Origin of the sequence: Solirubrum puertoriconensis (genome assembly GCF_001483135.1) — a bacterium.
Taxonomy (GTDB): Bacteria; Bacteroidota; Bacteroidia; order Cytophagales; family Hymenobacteraceae; genus Solirubrum; species Solirubrum puertoriconensis.
The window spans coordinates 322,411-339,463 of sequence record NZ_LNAL01000006.1 but is presented as its reverse complement, the minus strand read 5'-3'; the positions used below and the strand labels follow the sequence as shown (position 1 = coordinate 339,463).

Sequence of the window (17,053 nt, the reverse complement as noted above, 5' to 3'; positions counted from 1 at the left end):
GCTGCCCGCGTGAGAACCTATTACCAAGTACTGGAGCTTAGCGAGCAGGCTACTGCCGAAGACATCAGGCGGGCGTACCTGCGGCTGGTGCGCATTACCCACCCCGACCGCACGCCCGACCCAGCAGCTCACCAGCGTTACCTGCTCGTTAACGAAGCCTACGACACGCTGCGGCAACCGGCTTCGCGCGCCCGCTACGATGCGCAGCTTGCCCTGCAGCGCCAGCCCGTAGCACCCGTAGCGACTCCGCCCCCTTTTCCGGGCAATGCCTTTCAGGTGCTGCGCGTGCCGTATGCAGCCTCACAGACGCAGATAGAACAGGCCTACCAGCGCTTGGCTGCCCCACTGCGGCGCAACACCACCGACCCGGCCTTACGCCGCTACCTGCGTACCGTGGAGCATGCCTACGCCGTTCTGCGCGACCCTAGGTGGCGACAGCAGCATTACGAGCAGGTGCGGCACCAAAACGTGCAGCGTACCGCCCTCGATAGGTTTAGGGCGCTGTACGCGGGCTACGCCAGCGTGGCGCGCCGCAGCTGCCGCTGGCTGGTACTGCTGCCTCTGCTCGTATGGGCCGATTACTGGCTGCCCGGGCGCAGCGTACTGGCTCGGCCGTTGCTATTGCAGTGCTACCAGGTTCAGGGCGAACGTAGCTGTTTTGTGCGCACCACCGAGGGTCCGTTCCTCACCACCATCGAACTACCGGGCGGCATCGAGCAGTATAAGCTGCGCATTTCGTGGCTTTTCCGATTTGTGCACGCGGCCGAGCTGCCCTCGGGCGAAAACCTGCCTTTGCTCATCAACCAAACCACGTTGGCCTCGATGTCGGTGATTTTGCTGTTGCTGTGCTGCCTTTCGCAGCAACGACGGCTCACAGCCGAGGGCACCGTGCAAGTAGCCATTGCGGCGGCTTTTATGGCCGTGCTGGTGCTGTTGCTTGCGATTTTTAATGCCTACCGGTACTAACCCCCTCACCCAGCAAAAACACCGCGGCACCTAAGAAATCCTAGGTGCCGCGGTGTTTTTGCTGGGCAGGCAATACTGCAGGGCTTAGTCGTAGTGCGAGTCGCGCAGGTGCACGGGCTCCGTTTGCTTGCGCAGGCGCATGTTCAGCAGCTCTACCACCAGCGAGAAGAACATGGCGAAGTAGATGTATCCTTTCTCGATTTCCTTGTGGAAGGATTCCATCACCAGCATCACCCCGATCATGATCAGGAAAGACAGGGCGAGCATTTTGATGGTGGGGTTCCGGTTGACGAAATTGGCTACCAGGCCCGAGAAGGCCAACATCACGCCCATCGACAGGATTACGGCCAGGATCATGATCATCACGTTATCAACCAAGCCCACAGCCGTGAGGATGGAATCGAACGAGAACACGATGTCGATGATGATGATTTGCACGATGATGCGACTCATGGTGCTGTAAACCGGCGAGCCGCCTTCGTGCTCCTCCTCGCCTTGCAGCTTGGTGTGGATTTCGGTGGTGCTTTTGCCAATCAGGAACAAACCACCTAGGAAGAGAATAATATCGCGGCCAGTCACGCCGAAGTCGCTTTCTGTCCAGGGCAAATTCACGTGGAACAGCGGGTCCTTCAAGCCCACAATCCAGGAAATGCTAAGCAGCAAGCCAATGCGGAACAGCAAGGCCAGCATCAGGCCAATGGTGCGGCCGCGCTGCTGCTGCTCGGGCGGCAGGCGGTTAACGATGATGGAAATGAAGATGATGTTATCGATACCCAACACGATTTCCATGAACGTGAGGGTAAGCAGACTAACCCACGTTTGGGGGTTAGAGAAAACAGATAAATCGAACATAGGCAGGGAGAGAAGAGTCGGAGCGGTGGAGGGTGGTATATTCGCAGCTTTCATCAAGAAATTTCGTGATGGACACTACTCCCGATACCGCGGTACTGCTGTGGCAGATTGTGAACGTATTGTTGTTTGCAGGCCTACTGTGGTTTATGGTGCGCATTATCCGGCGCATTAGCCGGCGGCCCTAGCTTTTCATGTTCACGAACTGCAGGGGCTGGCCAATGGTGGCGGCGTTGCCGCGCAGCATGGCAATAACAGCCTGCAGATCGTCGATTTTCTTGGCTGTTACGCGCAGCTGGTCGCCTTGGATTTGGGCTTCCACCTTCAGCTTCGAGTCCTTGATGAGCTTCTGAATTTTGCGGCTCAGGTCTTTGTCGATGCCGGCGCGCACTTGCAGCTTCTTTTTGACCAGGGCGCCCGAGGCTTCCTCATCGGCCGAGAAATCGAGGCTGGTGGGATCGATGCTCTGCTTTACCATGCGGCCCATGAGGATGTCTTCGAGCGACTTGATCTTCATGGAGTTTTCCGACGACAACGTAATGACGTTGTTCTGCTTATCCAGCTCGATGCCGCCCTTGGTGTCGCGGAAGTCGTAGCGCGTCAGCAACTCTTTTTTGGCGTTGTTAACGGCGTTTTCGAGCGTTTGCGGATCTACTTTGCTGACGATATCGAACGAGGCCATGCTTGGAAATGGGCAGTTTGGTGAAGGCAATGGTTGGCGCAGCAAGCAGCCGCGCTAGCCGCCAAAGGTTGGCGAATTTGCCTAAACGCCCAAATGCCGCCAAAGGCTGCGTTCGGCGCTATTTTTCCTGCACCTGATTTTCTTGTAGTTAGTACCGGCCTAGGTGCCTTTAGCTTCAGCCCACGCAGGCAGCTATCGGGTTTGTCATTGGCCTAGGCACCGCCGCACCCTGATTTTGCGAACTTTACCGATTACTCCCCGCACCCAAGCACGCGCCATGCTACTTACCGACACCCTGAAAGACGCCCTTGCGCATACGCACGCCCGCATTCAGCCCTACGTACACAACACGCCGGTGCTTACCTCGCACCTGCTCGATGAGCTGGCCGGCGCTACGCTGTATTTCAAGTGCGAGAACTTTCAGCGGATGGGGGCTTTTAAGATGCGCGGCGCCGTGAATGCCATTATGCAGCTTTCGGTTGAGGAGCAGCAGAGCGGCGTGGTTACGCACTCGTCGGGCAACTTTGCGCAAGCTCTGGCGCTGGCTGCCCGAAGCCTAGGGGTGGCGGCCTACATTGTGATGCCCAGTAACGCCCCACGCGTGAAAAAGGAGGCTGTGCTGGCTTACGGCGGGCAAGTAGTGGAGTGTGCCCCTACCCTGACGGCGCGCGAGCAAGCGGCGCAGCAAATAGTGGAGGAGCGCGGTGCTACGTTCATTCACCCGTCCAACGACCTCAACGTTATTCTGGGGCAAGGCACAGCGGCCACCGAGCTACTCGCCGTGCAGCCCGCTCTCGATTACATCTTCACGCCCGTGGGCGGTGGCGGGCTAGTGGCCGGTACTATTCTGGCGGCACAGTACTTTGGCCGCAACTGTCGCGTGGTAGCCGGCGAGCCTGCTACGATGAACGACGCGTACCGCTCGTGGCAATCGGGCACGATTGAGGGTAACGACGCCGGCGACACCATTGCCGACGGCCTGAAAACCCAGCTCGGTGACATCAACTTCCCCATCATCCAGCAAGGCATTGACGCCATTATTCTGGTGAGCGAAGACGAGATTGTAGCAGCTATGCGGCTGATTTGGGAGCGAATGAAGATTGTAGTGGAGGCCTCGAGCGCCGTAGCCCTGGCCGCGTTGCTGAAAGAGAAAACGCGGTACGCCGGCAAGCGAATCGGCATTATCCTGTCGGGCGGCAACGTCGATCTGAGCAAGCTGCCTTTCTAGCAACTAGTGGCTGGCACCTAGGGCAAGCGGGCTGACTAGAATTTCTCTTTGCCGCGGAGCAAATCCCAATACAGCTGGAAGTCGCCGCGCAGGGAGAGCAGCGGGTAGCGGAACGTGGCCGGGCGGTTATGCTCCACAAAGAAGTGCCCTACCCACGCAAAGCCGTAGGCCAGCACCACGCCCACCAACAGCAGCCACGGACGCAATAGCACCACAGCGGCCACCATCATGAGCAGAAACAACGACGTGCCGATGAAGTGCAGCACCCGCGTGCCATGCTGCTGATGCTCGCGCAGGTAGTATGGGTAAAACTCGGCAAATGTGGGCTGGGCGGGCAATTCGGCCATAGCAGTAAGGACTTCCTTTCTGAGGAAAGAAACCTAACTTTTCAGCCATTCCCAAGCCCTCTACTACCTAGCCATGGCCGACCTGCCCGACGTGAGCACCTTGGTGGCTCTTTACGACCAGATAAATAACTATGGCCGCACCAACGGCATGAAGCTGACGGTGCACCGGCCCGGCCGCGTTACCTACACCATGCGCGTGCGCGAGGAGCATTTGTCGTCGCCGGGTACGGCACACGGCGGCATTGTGGCCGGCCTGATGGATGCCGTGCTAGGTGCGGCAGCCCTTACGCAAGCCTTTACCGAGCAGGAGTTTGTATCCACAGTGGAGTTCAAGATCAACTACCTGCAGCCCGTGCACCTCGGCGATGAGCTGGTGGCCCACGCTGAGGTAGAGCACCACGGCAAAAGCCTGGTGGTGGTAAACGGCCGCATCGAGTGTCCGGTGCGCGAGGCACTGGTGGCTTTGGGCCTAGGTACCTTCAACCGCTACCCCGCTACCAAGCGCGACTTTGTGCGCGCGGTAGCCAACCAACTGGGGCTCGAGCGGCCCAGCAGCTAAACAGCACCGCCCAAACGCAGCGCCGCCGGACGCGGTGCCCCTCGGGGGCAACCGGTCCGGCGGCGCTACAGCTACACTACCGGGCAAGTGAGGTTAATCTGGCCTAAAGGCTCGATTCGACCGTTTCGTGCTGGTAGTCGCTTTCGGCGGGGGCTTCTACCTTGCGCACGTGTCGGGCACAATCTTCGTTGCGGTGGTTGCGGCCAACCGTAAACTCAACCCAGTCGCCTTCGTGCAGTTCGTTGAAGTCCTGGCCTTCGGCCATGTCGGCGTAGGAGAAGAACAGGTTGTTGGGCGGCATCACCACAAAGCCGTAGCCGTTCTTCAGGTTTTTAATGGTGCTAACACCAATAGAACCCTCGGGACCGGCAGCAGTGGGCTGATACGCGGTGGTAGCTGGGCGCGGCGGGGTAGCCACGTTGGGGTAAGCCGATGGCTCGGGCTGGTTCACGAACAGGCTGTCAACGATGTCGCCACCGCGGCCGTCGATTACCTCGTTCATGGCCACAGCGTAGTTCACCGTTTCGAGCAGCAGCTGCGAGGGGCGGGTTACGCGGCTTTCGCCTTTGAAGTCGGTGTATTTGAAATCCCAGCTCAGCAGCATCACGCGGGTGCCCAGCGTGTTCAGCTTCTTGATCAGCGGCACGTAGTCCGAGTCGCCGGCGATGAGCACTACCACATCGAGGTGCTTGTGCAGAGCCAAGTCGAAAGCTTCGAGGGCCAGCCACACGTCAACACCCTTTTCTTGCAAGCGGCCGTCGCGGGTTTTCAGGGGCATGTAGTGCGTTTGCACCGACATGTTCATCAGGATATCGTCGAGCAGACGGTCGTGGAACAGACGGTCTTTATCGCGGGCTTCGGTAGCCGACAAGCGGCCACGGAAGAAGTGAGGTTCGGTAATTTGGCACAGACGCACGTCGGCGTCTTCATCCTCGGCTACTTGGTGCCGAATGAAATCGTGCAGGCCTTCCAGGCTAATCCGGGCTTTACGGTCGTGCTGGAAGTAGTAGTAATCACTGATCTTAAGGAAATAATTGCCGTCGTAGAAGACGCCGATCCGGATCAGCGGGCTATTGATCTGGTTCATATTACAGGAGGTGTGCGAGAGGGTAAGAGGAGGGAGCAGTGATTCCGGGCCCGGTAGCCGGAAGAGACCAAAGGTACAAAAGCATAGTTAATTTCCGATGTATTAGATGTGCAAGATGTTCAGCGGTATAGCTATTTTTCTCCTAAAAATTATGCTATAAAACAAGAACGTATCATTAGTGCTTTCGGTAGTAGAAACACACTATGAGGAGAAACGTTGCAAACCAAAACAAATATGACTGTGCCTAGGTGGCAGCATAGTTGCGGCGGGTTGCGGAGTGCCCATACGAGCACTGCAATGTTACAAAACCTAGGCGATAGACCCACAACGTGACACAATTAATGCGCACAGGCGCCGTTGCTTAGGATTTTGCCCGTACGAGATTGGCCTACAGCTATGCAAAATTGAAGCGCTGCCACCACAGCAAGGCTACCAGCAAGCCATATCCTGCACAAATGCCCAGTTCTATCATATTTCCAAGGGTTGAGCCGGTTGAAATGAGCGGAATTTTGAGCGCCATATCGGAAAGCGGCAGCAGGTACCGCACGCCCGATTTGGTAAGCGTATCGGCTAACAGGTGCGACATGTAGCCCGCGCCGGCGTAAGCGGCCACGCCGTGCCAGCCTAGGTCGCGGTTGGCGAGGTAGCCGATGTAGGTCCAGAGCGCGGCCGCCCAGATGGTGTGCGTCCAGGAGCGGTGCGAGGTAAACGGCGCCGTAGCCACAAACGCGCCGAGCAAGCTCAGCCACAAAAATTGCCAATAAAGGCCGGCCAGCACCGCCCCTACCCCCGTGAACAGCAAAGCCAGCTTGCGCGCCGACTGGTTTTGCATGGCCATGCCGATGAGAAACATGGACATTGCTGCCGTGAAACCCATGCGCCGCTCGGGCCCCATAGGCAAGTTGAAGTGCGTGAAAACGGCCAGCAGCACGCCCGCGGCTGCAAAGGCCCAGCGCACGTAGTTTTGGGCGAAACCCAGACGCTTGCTTAGCCGCGAGCCGGGGTGGTCGAGGTCGGGGGCCAGGGCCGAGAATCCTGCCAGCGCCACGCCGGGCAGCGAGAGGCGCATATCGGGCACTACGGCGGCAATTCCGACTCCGGTGATCAGGCCAATAGCTAAGTGAGAAGATCCGCGCACTAGTGATTGAGCTACTAAGTGGATGGCCTAAAATACGGCACCTACGCGCGATAAGGCCGAAACCATTGGCTTAAACGCTATTTACGATATCTGAACTGGCTAATATTTTGGGTAAACCGCCACTTCCGGGCTTATGCCCGGTGTTGCGGCGGGCGCTTACTGCGGGGGAGTAACAGCTCGTCGGAAACTTTCGGGCCGCCTAGGTGGTATTCCCTACCGTGTGCCCGGCCGAAAATCCATTCGGTCGGGCTTCTACCTTTGCCGCCGCTCCAAGCCGATATTCCGTGCAAGCTTCCGAATTTCTCCGCCTTTACACGCTCGATACCGACATTCAGGCCTTGGCCATGCGCCTGGCGCCTGCCACTGGCACCGCCGCTGCGCTGCGCTTTCATTTGCGCGGCCTGGTGGGCAGCCAGGATGCCACGGTAGCCGCCGCTCTGCACCTCGACCGCCCCGACGAGCACCTCGTGTTTGTGCTGCACGACCGCGACGAGGCCGCCTTCTTCGCCTCCGACCTGCAGCACCTCGTGGGCGAGCGGGAGGAGGTGCTCATCTTCCCGAGCTCCTACAAGCGTTCCTACGCGCTCGATGAGACCGAAAATGCCAACGTGCTGATGCGCGCCGAGGTGCTGAACCGCCTCAGCGGCAAATCGGGCGAGAAGGGCAAGAAAGCCGACGAGAAACCCAAAGCTGCCGACAAGGACAAAGCCAGTGACGACGAGAAGCCGCCGAAAGGTGCCCTTATCGTAACCTACCCCGAGGCGCTGAGCGAGAAGGTAATCAACCGCCAAAGCCTGGTGCAAAACACGTTTTCGGCCAAGGTGGGCGACCGGCTCGACGTGAACTTCCTGGGTGAGCTGCTGGCCGAGTACGACTTTGAGCGCACCGACTTTGTGTACGAAGCGGGCCAGTACGCCGTGCGCGGCGGCATTGTCGACGTGTTCAGCTACGCCAACGAGCTGCCCTACCGCATCGAGCTGTTCGACGACGAGATTGACTCGATTCGCACGTTTAACCCAGAGTCGCAGCTGTCGGTGGAGCGCAAGGAGTTCATCAGCATTGTGCCGAACGTGCAAACCAAGCTACTGACCGAGAAGCGCGAGTCGTTTCTGGAGTTTTTGCCGGCCAACTCGGCCATTTGGGCCAAGGATGTGCGCCAGCTGCTCGACGTAGTGGGCGAGCAGTTTGAGCGCGCCGAGCAAAACTTTAAGCAGCTGATGGAGGAAGCCGGCGGGCAGCAAATCGTATCGTCTCCGGAGGCGCTGTTTGAAACCACCAAGGCGCTGAAGAAAAGCCTGGAGCGGTTTCCGGTGCTGGAGTTCGGCAAGCGCTTCTACTACAAGGAGGCCGAGCAGGTGCAGTTCACGAGCAAGCCGCAGCCCTCGTTCAACAAGGACTTCAACCGCCTCGTCAAGAACCTGCACGAAAACCAGGGGCGCGATTTGGTGAACATCATTGCCGCCGACTCGATGCGGCAGATTGACCGCCTGCGCACCATCTTCGACGAGCTCGACCACGACGTGCGCTTTCAGCACCTGGCCCTAGGTCTGCGCGAAGGCTTCGTGGACGAGGACCGCAAGCTGGTTGTCTACACCGACCACCAGCTGTTTGAGCGCTACTACCGTGCCCAGGAGAAGCGCAAGTTCAGCAAAAAGAAAGCCCTGACGCTGAAAGAGCTGCGCAACCTGAGCCCCGGCGACTACGTGGTGCACCAGGACCACGGCATTGCCCGCTTCGTGGGCCTCACGCAGGTAGAGATTCACGGCCACGTGCAGGAGGCCATCCGGCTGGTGTACCGCGACGACGACGTGCTGACCGTGAGCATTCACGCCCTGCACAAAATCGCGAAGTACTCGGGGGCCGAGGGCACGCCGCCCACCATGAGCAAGCTGGGCTCGCCGGAATGGGAAAACAAGAAAAAGGCCGTTAAGAAGAAGGTTAAGGACATTGCCGCCGACCTCATCCGGCTGTACGCCAAGCGCAAAACCGCGCCGGGCTACGCCTTCAGCAAAGACGGCTTTTTGCAGGCCGAGCTAGAGTCGTCGTTTATCTACGAAGACACGCCCGACCAGGCCAAGTCGACGGAGGATGTGAAGAACGACATGGAGCAGCCGCACCCCATGGACCGCCTCGTGTGCGGCGACGTGGGCTTTGGCAAGACGGAAGTAGCCATTCGCGCCGCCTTCAAGGCCGTGTGCGACGGCAAGCAGGTGGCCGTGCTGGTGCCCACCACCATTCTGGCCATGCAGCACTTCAAAACCTTCCGCGACCGGCTGGCCGAGTTCCCCGTCACGGTGGACTACATCAACCGCTTCAAAACCACCAAGCAGGTAAAGGAAACCCTGGGCAAGGTGGCCGAGGGCAAAACGGATATCCTCATCGGCACGCACCGCCTCACCAACAAGGACATTCAGTTCAAGGACCTAGGGCTGCTCATTATCGACGAGGAGCAGAAGTTCGGCGTGAAAACCAAGGACAAGCTGAAGGAGCTGAAGGTGAACGTGGATACCCTCACGCTCACGGCCACGCCCATTCCGCGCACCCTGCACTTCTCGCTGATGGGCGCCCGCGACCTGTCGGTGATCAGCACGCCGCCGCCCAACCGCCAGCCAGTGCAAACCGAGCTGGCCGTGTTCGACGAGCACCTGGTGCGCGATGCCATTGCCCGCGAGCTGAAGCGCGGCGGGCAGGTGTTTTATGTGCACAACCGCGTGAAGGACATTACCGAGCAGGCCGCCATGATTCAGCGCCTGGTGCCCGATGCCCGCATTACCTACATACACGGGCAAATGGAGGGCGAAGACCTGGAGAAGCGCATGATGAAGTTTGTGGAGGGCGAGTACGACGTGCTCGTGTCGACGAACCTCATCGAATCGGGCCTCGATATTCCGAACGCCAACACCATCATCATCAACCGGGCGCACATGCACGGCCTCTCCGACCTGCACCAGATGCGCGGGCGCGTGGGCCGCTCCAACAAAAAGGCTTACTGCTACCTGCTTACGCCGCCGGTGGCCGGCCTGCCCTCCGATGCCCGCAAGCGCCTGAGCACCCTCGAGGAGTTCTCCGACCTAGGGGCCGGCTTCAACGTGGCCATGCGCGACCTCGACATACGCGGCGCCGGCAACCTGCTGGGCGGCGAGCAGTCGGGCTTTATCAACGACCTAGGCTACGAAACCTACCACCAGATTCTGGACGAGGCCGTGCAGGAGCTGAAGGAAACGGAGTTCCGCGACCTGTTTTTGGGCGACACCACCGGCCGCCTCAAAGAAGCCGCCGATTTTGCCCGCCCCAAGGAGTGCAACATCGAAACGGACCTGCAAATCCTCATCCCCGATACCTACGTGAGCAACGTATCGGAGCGCCTGCGGCTGTACTCGAAGCTCGACCGCGCCAAGGAGCCCGAGGAGCTGCGCCGCCTGCTGGTGAGCATGGAAGACCGCTTCGGCCCGCTGCCGCCCGAGGTAGAGCAGCTGGCCGACATTGTGCGCCTGCGCTGGCAGGGCTCGCGCGTGGGCTTCGAGAAGATATCCTTGAAGAAAGGCACCCTGAAAGGCTACCTGCGCGCCGGCGAAGGCTCGGAGGCGTACTTCCAGGGCGAGCAGTTCGGGCAGATTCTGAACTACGTGCAGACGCACCCCCGCACCTCGCGCATGAAGGAGCGCAAAGACCAGCTCATCATCAGCATCGACGACGTGCGCGACGTGCTGCACGCCCGCGAGCTGATGAACGAGCTAAGCGCGGAGTCGATGCCGCCGGTGGTGGCTGCGGCTACGGTGTCGGATGATGAGGAGGACGTGTAGGCGGCACTTTTAACGCCACTCGCAAACGACAAGGCCCGCTTGAAGCGGGCCTTGTCGTTTGTACTTATTTAATGCTGAAACTTACCGGCACTTCTATCTCCGATGCCACTGGCTGTCCTCCAGCTTGTGCCGGAAACCAGCCATCGGTAATCAAACTGATTACACGTAATGATTCTTCGTCGCATCCGGCGCCAATGCCTTTAGCTACTCTAAAGTCGGATGCTTTACCATCGGCATCTACTGTGAAAGCTACGCGCACATCACCCTGAATACCGGTGCGCAGAGCAAGTGCCGGGTACCTGATATTCATTCCGACGGTTCTAAAAACGGCATCCCAGCCGCCTATGTACACTGGTTTATTGTCGAGTGCCGCTTCAGTATTTAGTGCTCTTGCGGTGACTTTCTCTGCCCATTGACTAGGCTTGTCGAGCAGTAGTTGGCGCTTTGTATAGTCGTAGCGTTGGACTAGTTCACCCTTGTAGTCATACGCTTCCCACTCTCCCACTTTCTCATTGTTGCGGTACTTACCGCGGGCCCGCACTTTGCTGCCGCCCCAATGGTACTCGGTCCAGATGCTGTCCCGTACGCCATTACGGTAGTATCCCCGCTCAGCCAATTGACCGGAACGTCCCTCGTATCTAGCATATGGTCCGTGCTTTACTTTCGGGTCCGATTTTAAAGCGCTGTACTGCTCTTTAGCATTGCCTTGCTGCTCAGTAACTTTTTTGGTTTCCTGACCATAGCTAGCTACCGAAATGCCCAGTAGGCCTAGGCAGATGATGTATTTCATTTGGTATAGAATGTATATTCTACAAACATAGAAACTAATCATTTGCATGGTTGAAGTGCTGCACGCCCGTGAGCTGATGCATGAGCTAAGCGCAGAGTCATTGCCGTTGGTGTTGAATGCGGCTACAGTGCCGGGGAAGGAGGATTTATGATGAAGAATTACGAGACGAAACACGCCATTTGACAATCCTTGTTGCAATGCTTCACCCCACTGGTGTGAGATTTTAGCTCGTGACCAGCTTGGCGGAAGGCTGCACCTTCTTGACGACCCAGCGGCAGGTATCGCCCTACTAAAAGTCCGTGACTTGTCTGTTATTTCAAGGCATGAACTATAACTTCTTCGCCAGCAAAACCGATAAGCTGGCGCTACTAGACTATCTATTTACCGAGACAGATCTACGCCTGTATGAACTCAGTTCAGCCTTCGGCACCGAAGTCAAGGCCTACATCAGCACAACAGCCGTAGTAGCTGATTACGACTTAAAGTACGGCAGTCAATACGCCGCTTGCTTCAAACTTTGGTCACCCCGCTTTGGTGCTACACCAAACTTTCGAAGAATAGAACTCAACCCGCAAAGCTGTCAAGGCCACACCTTCCGCTACGCTACCGAAGGCTGGGGTTTGATTCAACTTTATTTCGGCGGTCAGCAGAACGGAGTGTTGGCACAATCGCAACTTGGGCATTTCAATGAGAAAGGGGCTTTGGCACGAGAAGATACTTATCGTTCTCGGTTAGGGCTGGTAGCTGCCTGGAATTGGCCAGAAATAAATGCTACTTCTCATAAGTTGAAGCACCTACTACATTCCAAGCGTGCTGTCGAGAAAATAGGAAGCATCGGCATCCTACCGGGTGCAGCCAAACTTGCACAACAAGGCATTGTTCTAAGCTAATTAAACTGCGGTGTCCCCAATTGGCGCGAGCTTATACCTCGTGTCCTATTTAGCGAGAAGCTGCGCCACCCTGCTGCATAGCAACAATATGGCTCCGCAACGACTCCGCTCATGAACGCACAACGCCCTAGCAAACCGGTCGGAGCGCTATGCGCTGATTTTTACTTGGGAATCTTCAGATCATCTCGCCGCGGTTTTGCTTAGACTGCGCTACTGTGCCGAACGGCACCATCCCGACACAACCAAGACAATGAAAAAAGTAACCGGCATTGGCGGCATCTTCTTCAAGTGCCAAGACCCCACCCAAGTGCGCGAGTGGTACAAAACGCACCTAGGGCTCGATACCAATCCCTACGGGGCCAGCTTTGCATGGCGCGATAATGCCGACCCCACGAAAAAAGGCTCGACGCAATGGAGCCCCTTCCCCGACAAGAGCACCTACTTCGAGCCCTCGGCCAAGGATTTCATGATCAACTACCGCGTCGAGAACCTGGAGGCCCTGGTAGCGCAGCTACGCACCGAAGGCGTAACCATCCTCGACGAAATTGAGGCTTCGGCGTACGGCAAATTCGTGCACATCCTCGACCCCGAAGGCAACAAGATTGAGCTGTGGGAGCCCGCCGATGAGCAAGCCGAGTAGGCAAGGCGCGGCCTAGGGCAGAAACCATCCTTCACCTGTTGGTACTGCATGCAAACCGAGAAAGAAAAGATGCTGGCGGGTGAGCTGTACGATGCCCTCGACCCGCAGCTTGCGGCGGAACGGCTGCAAGCACGGCTGCTGCTGAAGGAGCTGAACGATTCGCGCGAAGACCAAGTGGCCGAAAGGCGGCGCATACTGCAGCAGCTACTCCCCCACGCCGGCACCGAGCTGTGGCTGCAGCCGCCCTTTTACTGCGACTACGGCACCAACATTCGGCTCGGCGACAAGGTGTTTTTCAACTTCAACTGCGTAGTGCTCGATGTGGCGCCCGTGAGCATCGGCAGCCGCACGCTGCTGGGCCCCAACGTGCAGGTGTACACCGCCACGCACCCCCTGGATTACCGGCAGCGCGCCGCGGGGCTGGAGTACGGCAAGCCCGTGGTAATTGGCGACGACGTATGGATTGGCGGCAGCGCCGTGATTTGCCCCGGCGTAACCATTGGGCACCGCAGCGTAATTGGGGCCGGCAGCGTAGTTACCCGCGACATTCCGAATGATGTGTTTGCTGCCGGCAACCCCTGCCGGGTAATCAGGCAGCTGGAACCCGGCGAGCAAGCTGCCGACATGGGCATGCCCTAGGTGCTGCGGAGCGCGGGCAAGGCGGGCAGCCGGGCCAAGGATTTGGGTCAGTGGCGGAGCGGCAGCAGGGCAACCTCGTCATTATCCTTTTGGGCGGTTGGGCCGTTGGCTTTTTTACTGCTCTGGTAGCAGGTAGTACAACCCATCAACTCAGCCCGATAAACTATGGATCAGCCCATTTCGCGCCGCCAGCACGCCATCCCGGAGTTCACCATGATTCCGTCTATCGCCGCCGCGCCGGCCGCGTTCGGTTTCACCGACGACAAAACCGCCTCTACCCTGTGCTACGTGCTTAGCGGCACGGCCTTGCTCTCGGCGTTGTTTACCCGCGCCGAATGGGGCGCCGTGAAGGTGATTCCCTACAAAACCCACCTTGCGCTCGATGCCGTGAGCGGCCTGACGGCTTTGGCTGCGCCGTGGCTGTTTGGCTTTGCCAAGAACACCCGCGCCCGCAACGCGTTCCTGGCCATGGGCACCATTGCCAGCATCGTTACGGCGTTGTCGCGGCCCGAGGAAATGCCCAAGTACCGCACGCGCTAAGGCTGTGCCGCCTGTGCTTTGGCCGCCTCATTTAGCCCGGACTTGGCTACGCCGATTTTCACTTTAGTCCGCGTTTGCCAGCACGATTGGCACCAGGTACAATACCACAACGGCTCGGGGCAGAGGCTCCGAGCCGTTGTTGGTTTTATTATCTGCGGACGCAGAATGCAATCGAAGGTCGGCGTAGCCAAGTCCGCGCTACACGCTGGCGAAGCGGTAGAGATGCTTCGACTTCGCTCAGCATGACGCTCTACTTCTTTCTGCCTTTGCTATAACCTCGGCGCCCTAGGTGGCACACACGCTGGTAGCATGTGGCACCTAGGGCGCCGGGGTCGTGCGGGACGGACTGTAACAGCTATTTGCCTTTTTGCTCGCGGCGCTGCTTGTTTTCGGCTTTGATGCGGGCTTTTACGCCATCGGCTACGCCGCGGCCTTCGGCCTCGGGCTGGTGCAGGGAGCCGGCGTTGGCAGGGGCGGGCGGGGCGGTTTTCATTTGGTAACGGTGCACCACGTTGGCCGATAGGCGCTCGGTGAAGTGCGGCAGAATGCGGTGCGAGGTAACGGCGCCGCGGGCTTTCCAGCCCACGGGCAGCTCTTGCCGCGGCCGTACCGAGGAGCGCACCATAGCGTTTACCACTTTGCTAGGTGGGTCCATGGCGGCCATGCGGGGCGTGCCGCCGCTGTAGTTGGCGGCGTGCGTCCAGAAGGGGGTATCCACGGCCCACGGCTCAATGGTAACCACTTCAATGTTCTTAAGCCCGCTCAGGCGCAGCTCCTGGTTAAGGGCCTGGTCGAAGTTTTTGATGGCGCCCTTGGTGGAGGCGTACACGGCGTGGTAGGCCAAGGGCACGTGGCTTTCGACGGAGCCCAGGTTCATGAGCACGCCTGTGCCCTGTTTCTTGAAGATTTGCATGGCAGCGTGGCTGCCGTACACAATGCCTTTCAGGTTCACGTCGATCATGCGGGAGTAGTCGGCAATGGGTATTTCCCAGAAGCGGCCGATGCCGCCCACGCCCGCGTCGTTTACCCACACATCAACGCGGCCAAACTGCTGCACGGCGGCATCGGCGAGGCGCTGCACTTGGTCGGGCTGGCTGATGTCGGTGGTTACTACCAAGGCCTGGCCGCCGCCGGCACGCACTTTGGTGGCTACTTCTTCGAGCAGCTCGGTGCGGCGGGCGGCCAGCACTACGTTGGCTTTCATGGCGCCGAGCTGCTCGGCCATGCCGCGCCCAAAGCCGCTCGAGGCGCCTACAATCACGTAGGTTTTGCCTTGCACTTTCTTCTGTACCGCCGCACCGGGTTTGGAGGTGGCGCAACTGCTTAGCACTCCAATCAGCAGCACGAGCAGCGCCAGGTTGATGGATACTGGTAGGCGTTTGTGTTTCATAGCAAGTAGTAGTGGATTGGGCACGGTGTGGCACTTCGGCCTACGGCTTGCCGCCGGGGCTGGATATGCTCCAGGTTGGAGTGTAGCGCGGGCTTAAGCCCGCGTTTGCGTGAACGAGCGGTGCTTCTGTAGCGCGGACTTTGTAGTCCGCAGCCCACAGATACATTCTTCTATTGTTCGGCTGATTAGGAATTACTATCTGGGGACGCGGACTACAAAGTCCGCGCTACACGCTGGCAAAGTGGAAGAGATGCTTCGACTTTGCTCAGCATGACGCCCTAGGTAAACAACGGTGAGTCAACCACCCCTAGCCCACGCCGCTCGAGGCGCGGAATTCATCTGAGGAGGGGAACTAGCTTCTAGCTTAGCTCTAGCTCCGACTTTATCTTCTTTTGAGCGACGCTATATCCTTTTTGGCCGGAGTTGGTTTAATAGCCCAATGTGCCACGCGGCGGCGGGCTGAACTGCCGCTGTTCTACTTTATACTATTCCAATGAAAGCGTTCATCCTTGCTGAGCCCACTGGCTCGGCTGGCCTGCAGCTAACCGAGCAGCCCACTCCCACCCTAGGTGCCGACGATGTGCTGGTGCAGGTGCAGGCAATCAGCCTGAACCCCGTAGATGTAAAAACCTGCCAGGGCAAGGCCTTATACGGCAGCCTAAAAGAGCAAAGCCCCGTGATGCCCGGCTGGGACATTGCCGGCACCGTGCGCGAGGTGGGCAGCAACGTAACCACCCTGCAACCCGGCGACGAGGTGCTGGGCATGGTAAACTTCCCCGGTCATGGCCGCGCCTACGCCGAGTTGGTTGCCGCTCCGGCCGCCCACCTGGTGCGCAAGCCCGCCAACATTTCGATGGCCGAAGCCGCGGCCGGTACGCTGGCGGCCCTTACGGCCTGGCAAGCGCTGGTAAACAACGCCAACCTGCAAGCCGGCCAGCGCGTGCTCGTGCATGCGGCTGGGGGCGGCGTGGGCCACTACGCTGTGCAGCTAGCCAAGCACCTAGGCGCCCACGTGGTGGCTACGGCCTCGGCGGCTAAGCGCGACTTTGTGCAAAGCCTAGGTGCCGATGAGATTGTAGACTACCAGCAGCAAGCCTTTGAACAAGCCATCGAGCCCGTGGATGTGGTGCTCGACTGCTTGGCCGGCGACACGCAGCTTCGCTCCTTGGAGGTGCTGAAGCCCGGTGGTGTGCTGGTAAGCATTTTGGGCCTCACGCCCGATACGCCGCAGCGCGCCGAGCAGCGGGGCGTAACGGCCAAGGGCATGCTCGTGAACTCCAACGAGCCGGGCATGCCGCAAGTAGCCGAGCTGCTGGGCAGCAGCGCGCTTCGCTCGCACGTGTCGCACACGTTTGCCTTCGAGCAACTGCCCCAAGCCCTAGACGAAGTAGCCACCGGCCGCACCCAAGGCAAAGTGGTGGTTACGCTGTAACCACGCGTTTTTTACGCTGCACGGCCCGCTGTTACCCTCCTTGGTGAGCGGCAGCGGGCCGTGCCTTTGTTTG

16 protein-coding genes are annotated in these 17,053 nt (G+C 58.9%); 9 read left to right on the top strand and 7 right to left on the bottom strand.

Translation table 11 applies throughout. The annotated features are described in order from the left end of the window. Window positions 1-9 precede the first annotated feature (9 nt). A complete protein-coding gene (locus tag ASU33_RS06330) occupies window positions 10-966 on the top strand; it encodes a J domain-containing protein (RefSeq protein ID WP_059069380.1) in 957 nt (318 codons plus the stop codon). 84 nt (window positions 967-1,050) lie between these two features. Here the strand turns inward: ASU33_RS06330 and ASU33_RS06325 are convergent, their stop codons facing one another. Beyond that, complete coding sequence (locus ASU33_RS06325) at window positions 1,051-1,818, bottom strand: TerC family protein (RefSeq protein ID WP_059069377.1); 768 nt, start codon at window positions 1,816-1,818, stop codon at window positions 1,051-1,053. Between the two features lie 181 nt (window positions 1,819-1,999). After that, on the bottom strand, window positions 2,000-2,497 hold the full coding sequence (locus ASU33_RS06320; RefSeq protein ID WP_059069375.1) for a YajQ family cyclic di-GMP-binding protein: 498 nt from the start codon (window positions 2,495-2,497) through the stop codon (window positions 2,000-2,002). Window positions 2,498-2,774: 277 nt separating this feature from the next. On the opposite strand from ASU33_RS06320, the gene ASU33_RS06315 reads away from it, so the two are divergent. After that, window positions 2,775-3,725, top strand: a complete 951-nt coding sequence (locus ASU33_RS06315; protein WP_078062925.1) for a pyridoxal-phosphate dependent enzyme — start codon at window positions 2,775-2,777, stop codon at window positions 3,723-3,725. Window positions 3,726-3,760: 35 nt separating this feature from the next. Here the strand turns inward: ASU33_RS06315 and ASU33_RS06310 are convergent, their stop codons facing one another. Beyond that, the gene (locus ASU33_RS06310; RefSeq protein ID WP_059069372.1) at window positions 3,761-4,072 is read right to left on the bottom strand and encodes an Mpo1-like protein; all 312 of its coding nucleotides are present in this window, start codon (window positions 4,070-4,072) and stop codon (window positions 3,761-3,763) included. Between the two features lie 73 nt (window positions 4,073-4,145). On the opposite strand from ASU33_RS06310, the gene ASU33_RS06305 reads away from it, so the two are divergent. Beyond that, window positions 4,146-4,631, top strand: a complete 486-nt coding sequence (locus ASU33_RS06305; protein ID WP_059069371.1) for a PaaI family thioesterase — start codon at window positions 4,146-4,148, stop codon at window positions 4,629-4,631. Between the two features lie 103 nt (window positions 4,632-4,734). Here ASU33_RS06305 and ASU33_RS06300 read toward each other — a convergent pair whose 3' ends face one another. Together ASU33_RS06300 and ASU33_RS06295 are read right to left on the bottom strand one after the other, a co-directional pair. Continuing rightward, window positions 4,735-5,718 (bottom strand): NYN domain-containing protein, encoded by a 984-nt coding sequence (locus tag ASU33_RS06300; RefSeq protein ID WP_059069368.1) that lies wholly within the window; start codon window positions 5,716-5,718, stop codon window positions 4,735-4,737. A 394-nt stretch (window positions 5,719-6,112) separates the two neighbouring features. Beyond that, window positions 6,113-6,856, bottom strand: a complete 744-nt coding sequence (locus ASU33_RS06295; protein WP_160328141.1) for a metal-dependent hydrolase — start codon at window positions 6,854-6,856, stop codon at window positions 6,113-6,115. 284 nt (window positions 6,857-7,140) lie between these two features. On the opposite strand from ASU33_RS06295, the gene mfd reads away from it, so the two are divergent. Next, window positions 7,141-10,659, top strand: a complete 3,519-nt coding sequence (gene mfd / locus ASU33_RS06290) for a transcription-repair coupling factor (RefSeq protein WP_059069362.1) — start codon at window positions 7,141-7,143, stop codon at window positions 10,657-10,659. Window positions 10,660-10,723: 64 nt separating this feature from the next. On the opposite strand, the gene ASU33_RS06285 is transcribed toward mfd, so the two are convergent. Next, window positions 10,724-11,449 (bottom strand): energy transducer TonB, encoded by a 726-nt coding sequence (locus ASU33_RS06285; protein ID WP_160328140.1) that lies wholly within the window; start codon window positions 11,447-11,449, stop codon window positions 10,724-10,726. A 323-nt stretch (window positions 11,450-11,772) separates the two neighbouring features. Here ASU33_RS06285 and ASU33_RS06280 point away from each other — a divergent pair, with 323 nt between their 5' ends. From ASU33_RS06280 to ASU33_RS06265, 4 genes are all read left to right on the top strand, one after another. Then, window positions 11,773-12,339, top strand: coding sequence for a hypothetical protein (locus tag ASU33_RS06280; RefSeq protein WP_059069358.1), 567 nt, complete (start codon window positions 11,773-11,775; stop codon window positions 12,337-12,339). A gap of 250 nt (window positions 12,340-12,589) precedes the next feature. Beyond that, complete coding sequence (locus ASU33_RS06275) at window positions 12,590-12,979, top strand: VOC family protein (protein ID WP_059069356.1); 390 nt, start codon at window positions 12,590-12,592, stop codon at window positions 12,977-12,979. Window positions 12,980-13,027: 48 nt separating this feature from the next. Continuing rightward, the gene (locus ASU33_RS06270; protein ID WP_059069354.1) at window positions 13,028-13,618 is read left to right on the top strand and encodes a sugar O-acetyltransferase; all 591 of its coding nucleotides are present in this window, start codon (window positions 13,028-13,030) and stop codon (window positions 13,616-13,618) included. 165 nt (window positions 13,619-13,783) lie between these two features. Then, window positions 13,784-14,158, top strand: coding sequence for an SPW repeat domain-containing protein (locus ASU33_RS06265; RefSeq protein WP_059069352.1), 375 nt, complete (start codon window positions 13,784-13,786; stop codon window positions 14,156-14,158). Window positions 14,159-14,513: 355 nt separating this feature from the next. Here ASU33_RS06265 and ASU33_RS06260 read toward each other — a convergent pair whose 3' ends face one another. Continuing rightward, on the bottom strand, window positions 14,514-15,548 hold the full coding sequence (locus tag ASU33_RS06260) for an SDR family NAD(P)-dependent oxidoreductase (protein WP_078062923.1): 1,035 nt from the start codon (window positions 15,546-15,548) through the stop codon (window positions 14,514-14,516). Window positions 15,549-16,041: 493 nt separating this feature from the next. On the opposite strand from ASU33_RS06260, the gene ASU33_RS06255 reads away from it, so the two are divergent. After that, window positions 16,042-16,980, top strand: a complete 939-nt coding sequence (locus ASU33_RS06255; protein WP_059069350.1) for an NADP-dependent oxidoreductase — start codon at window positions 16,042-16,044, stop codon at window positions 16,978-16,980. Window positions 16,981-17,053: the final 73 nt, after the last annotated feature.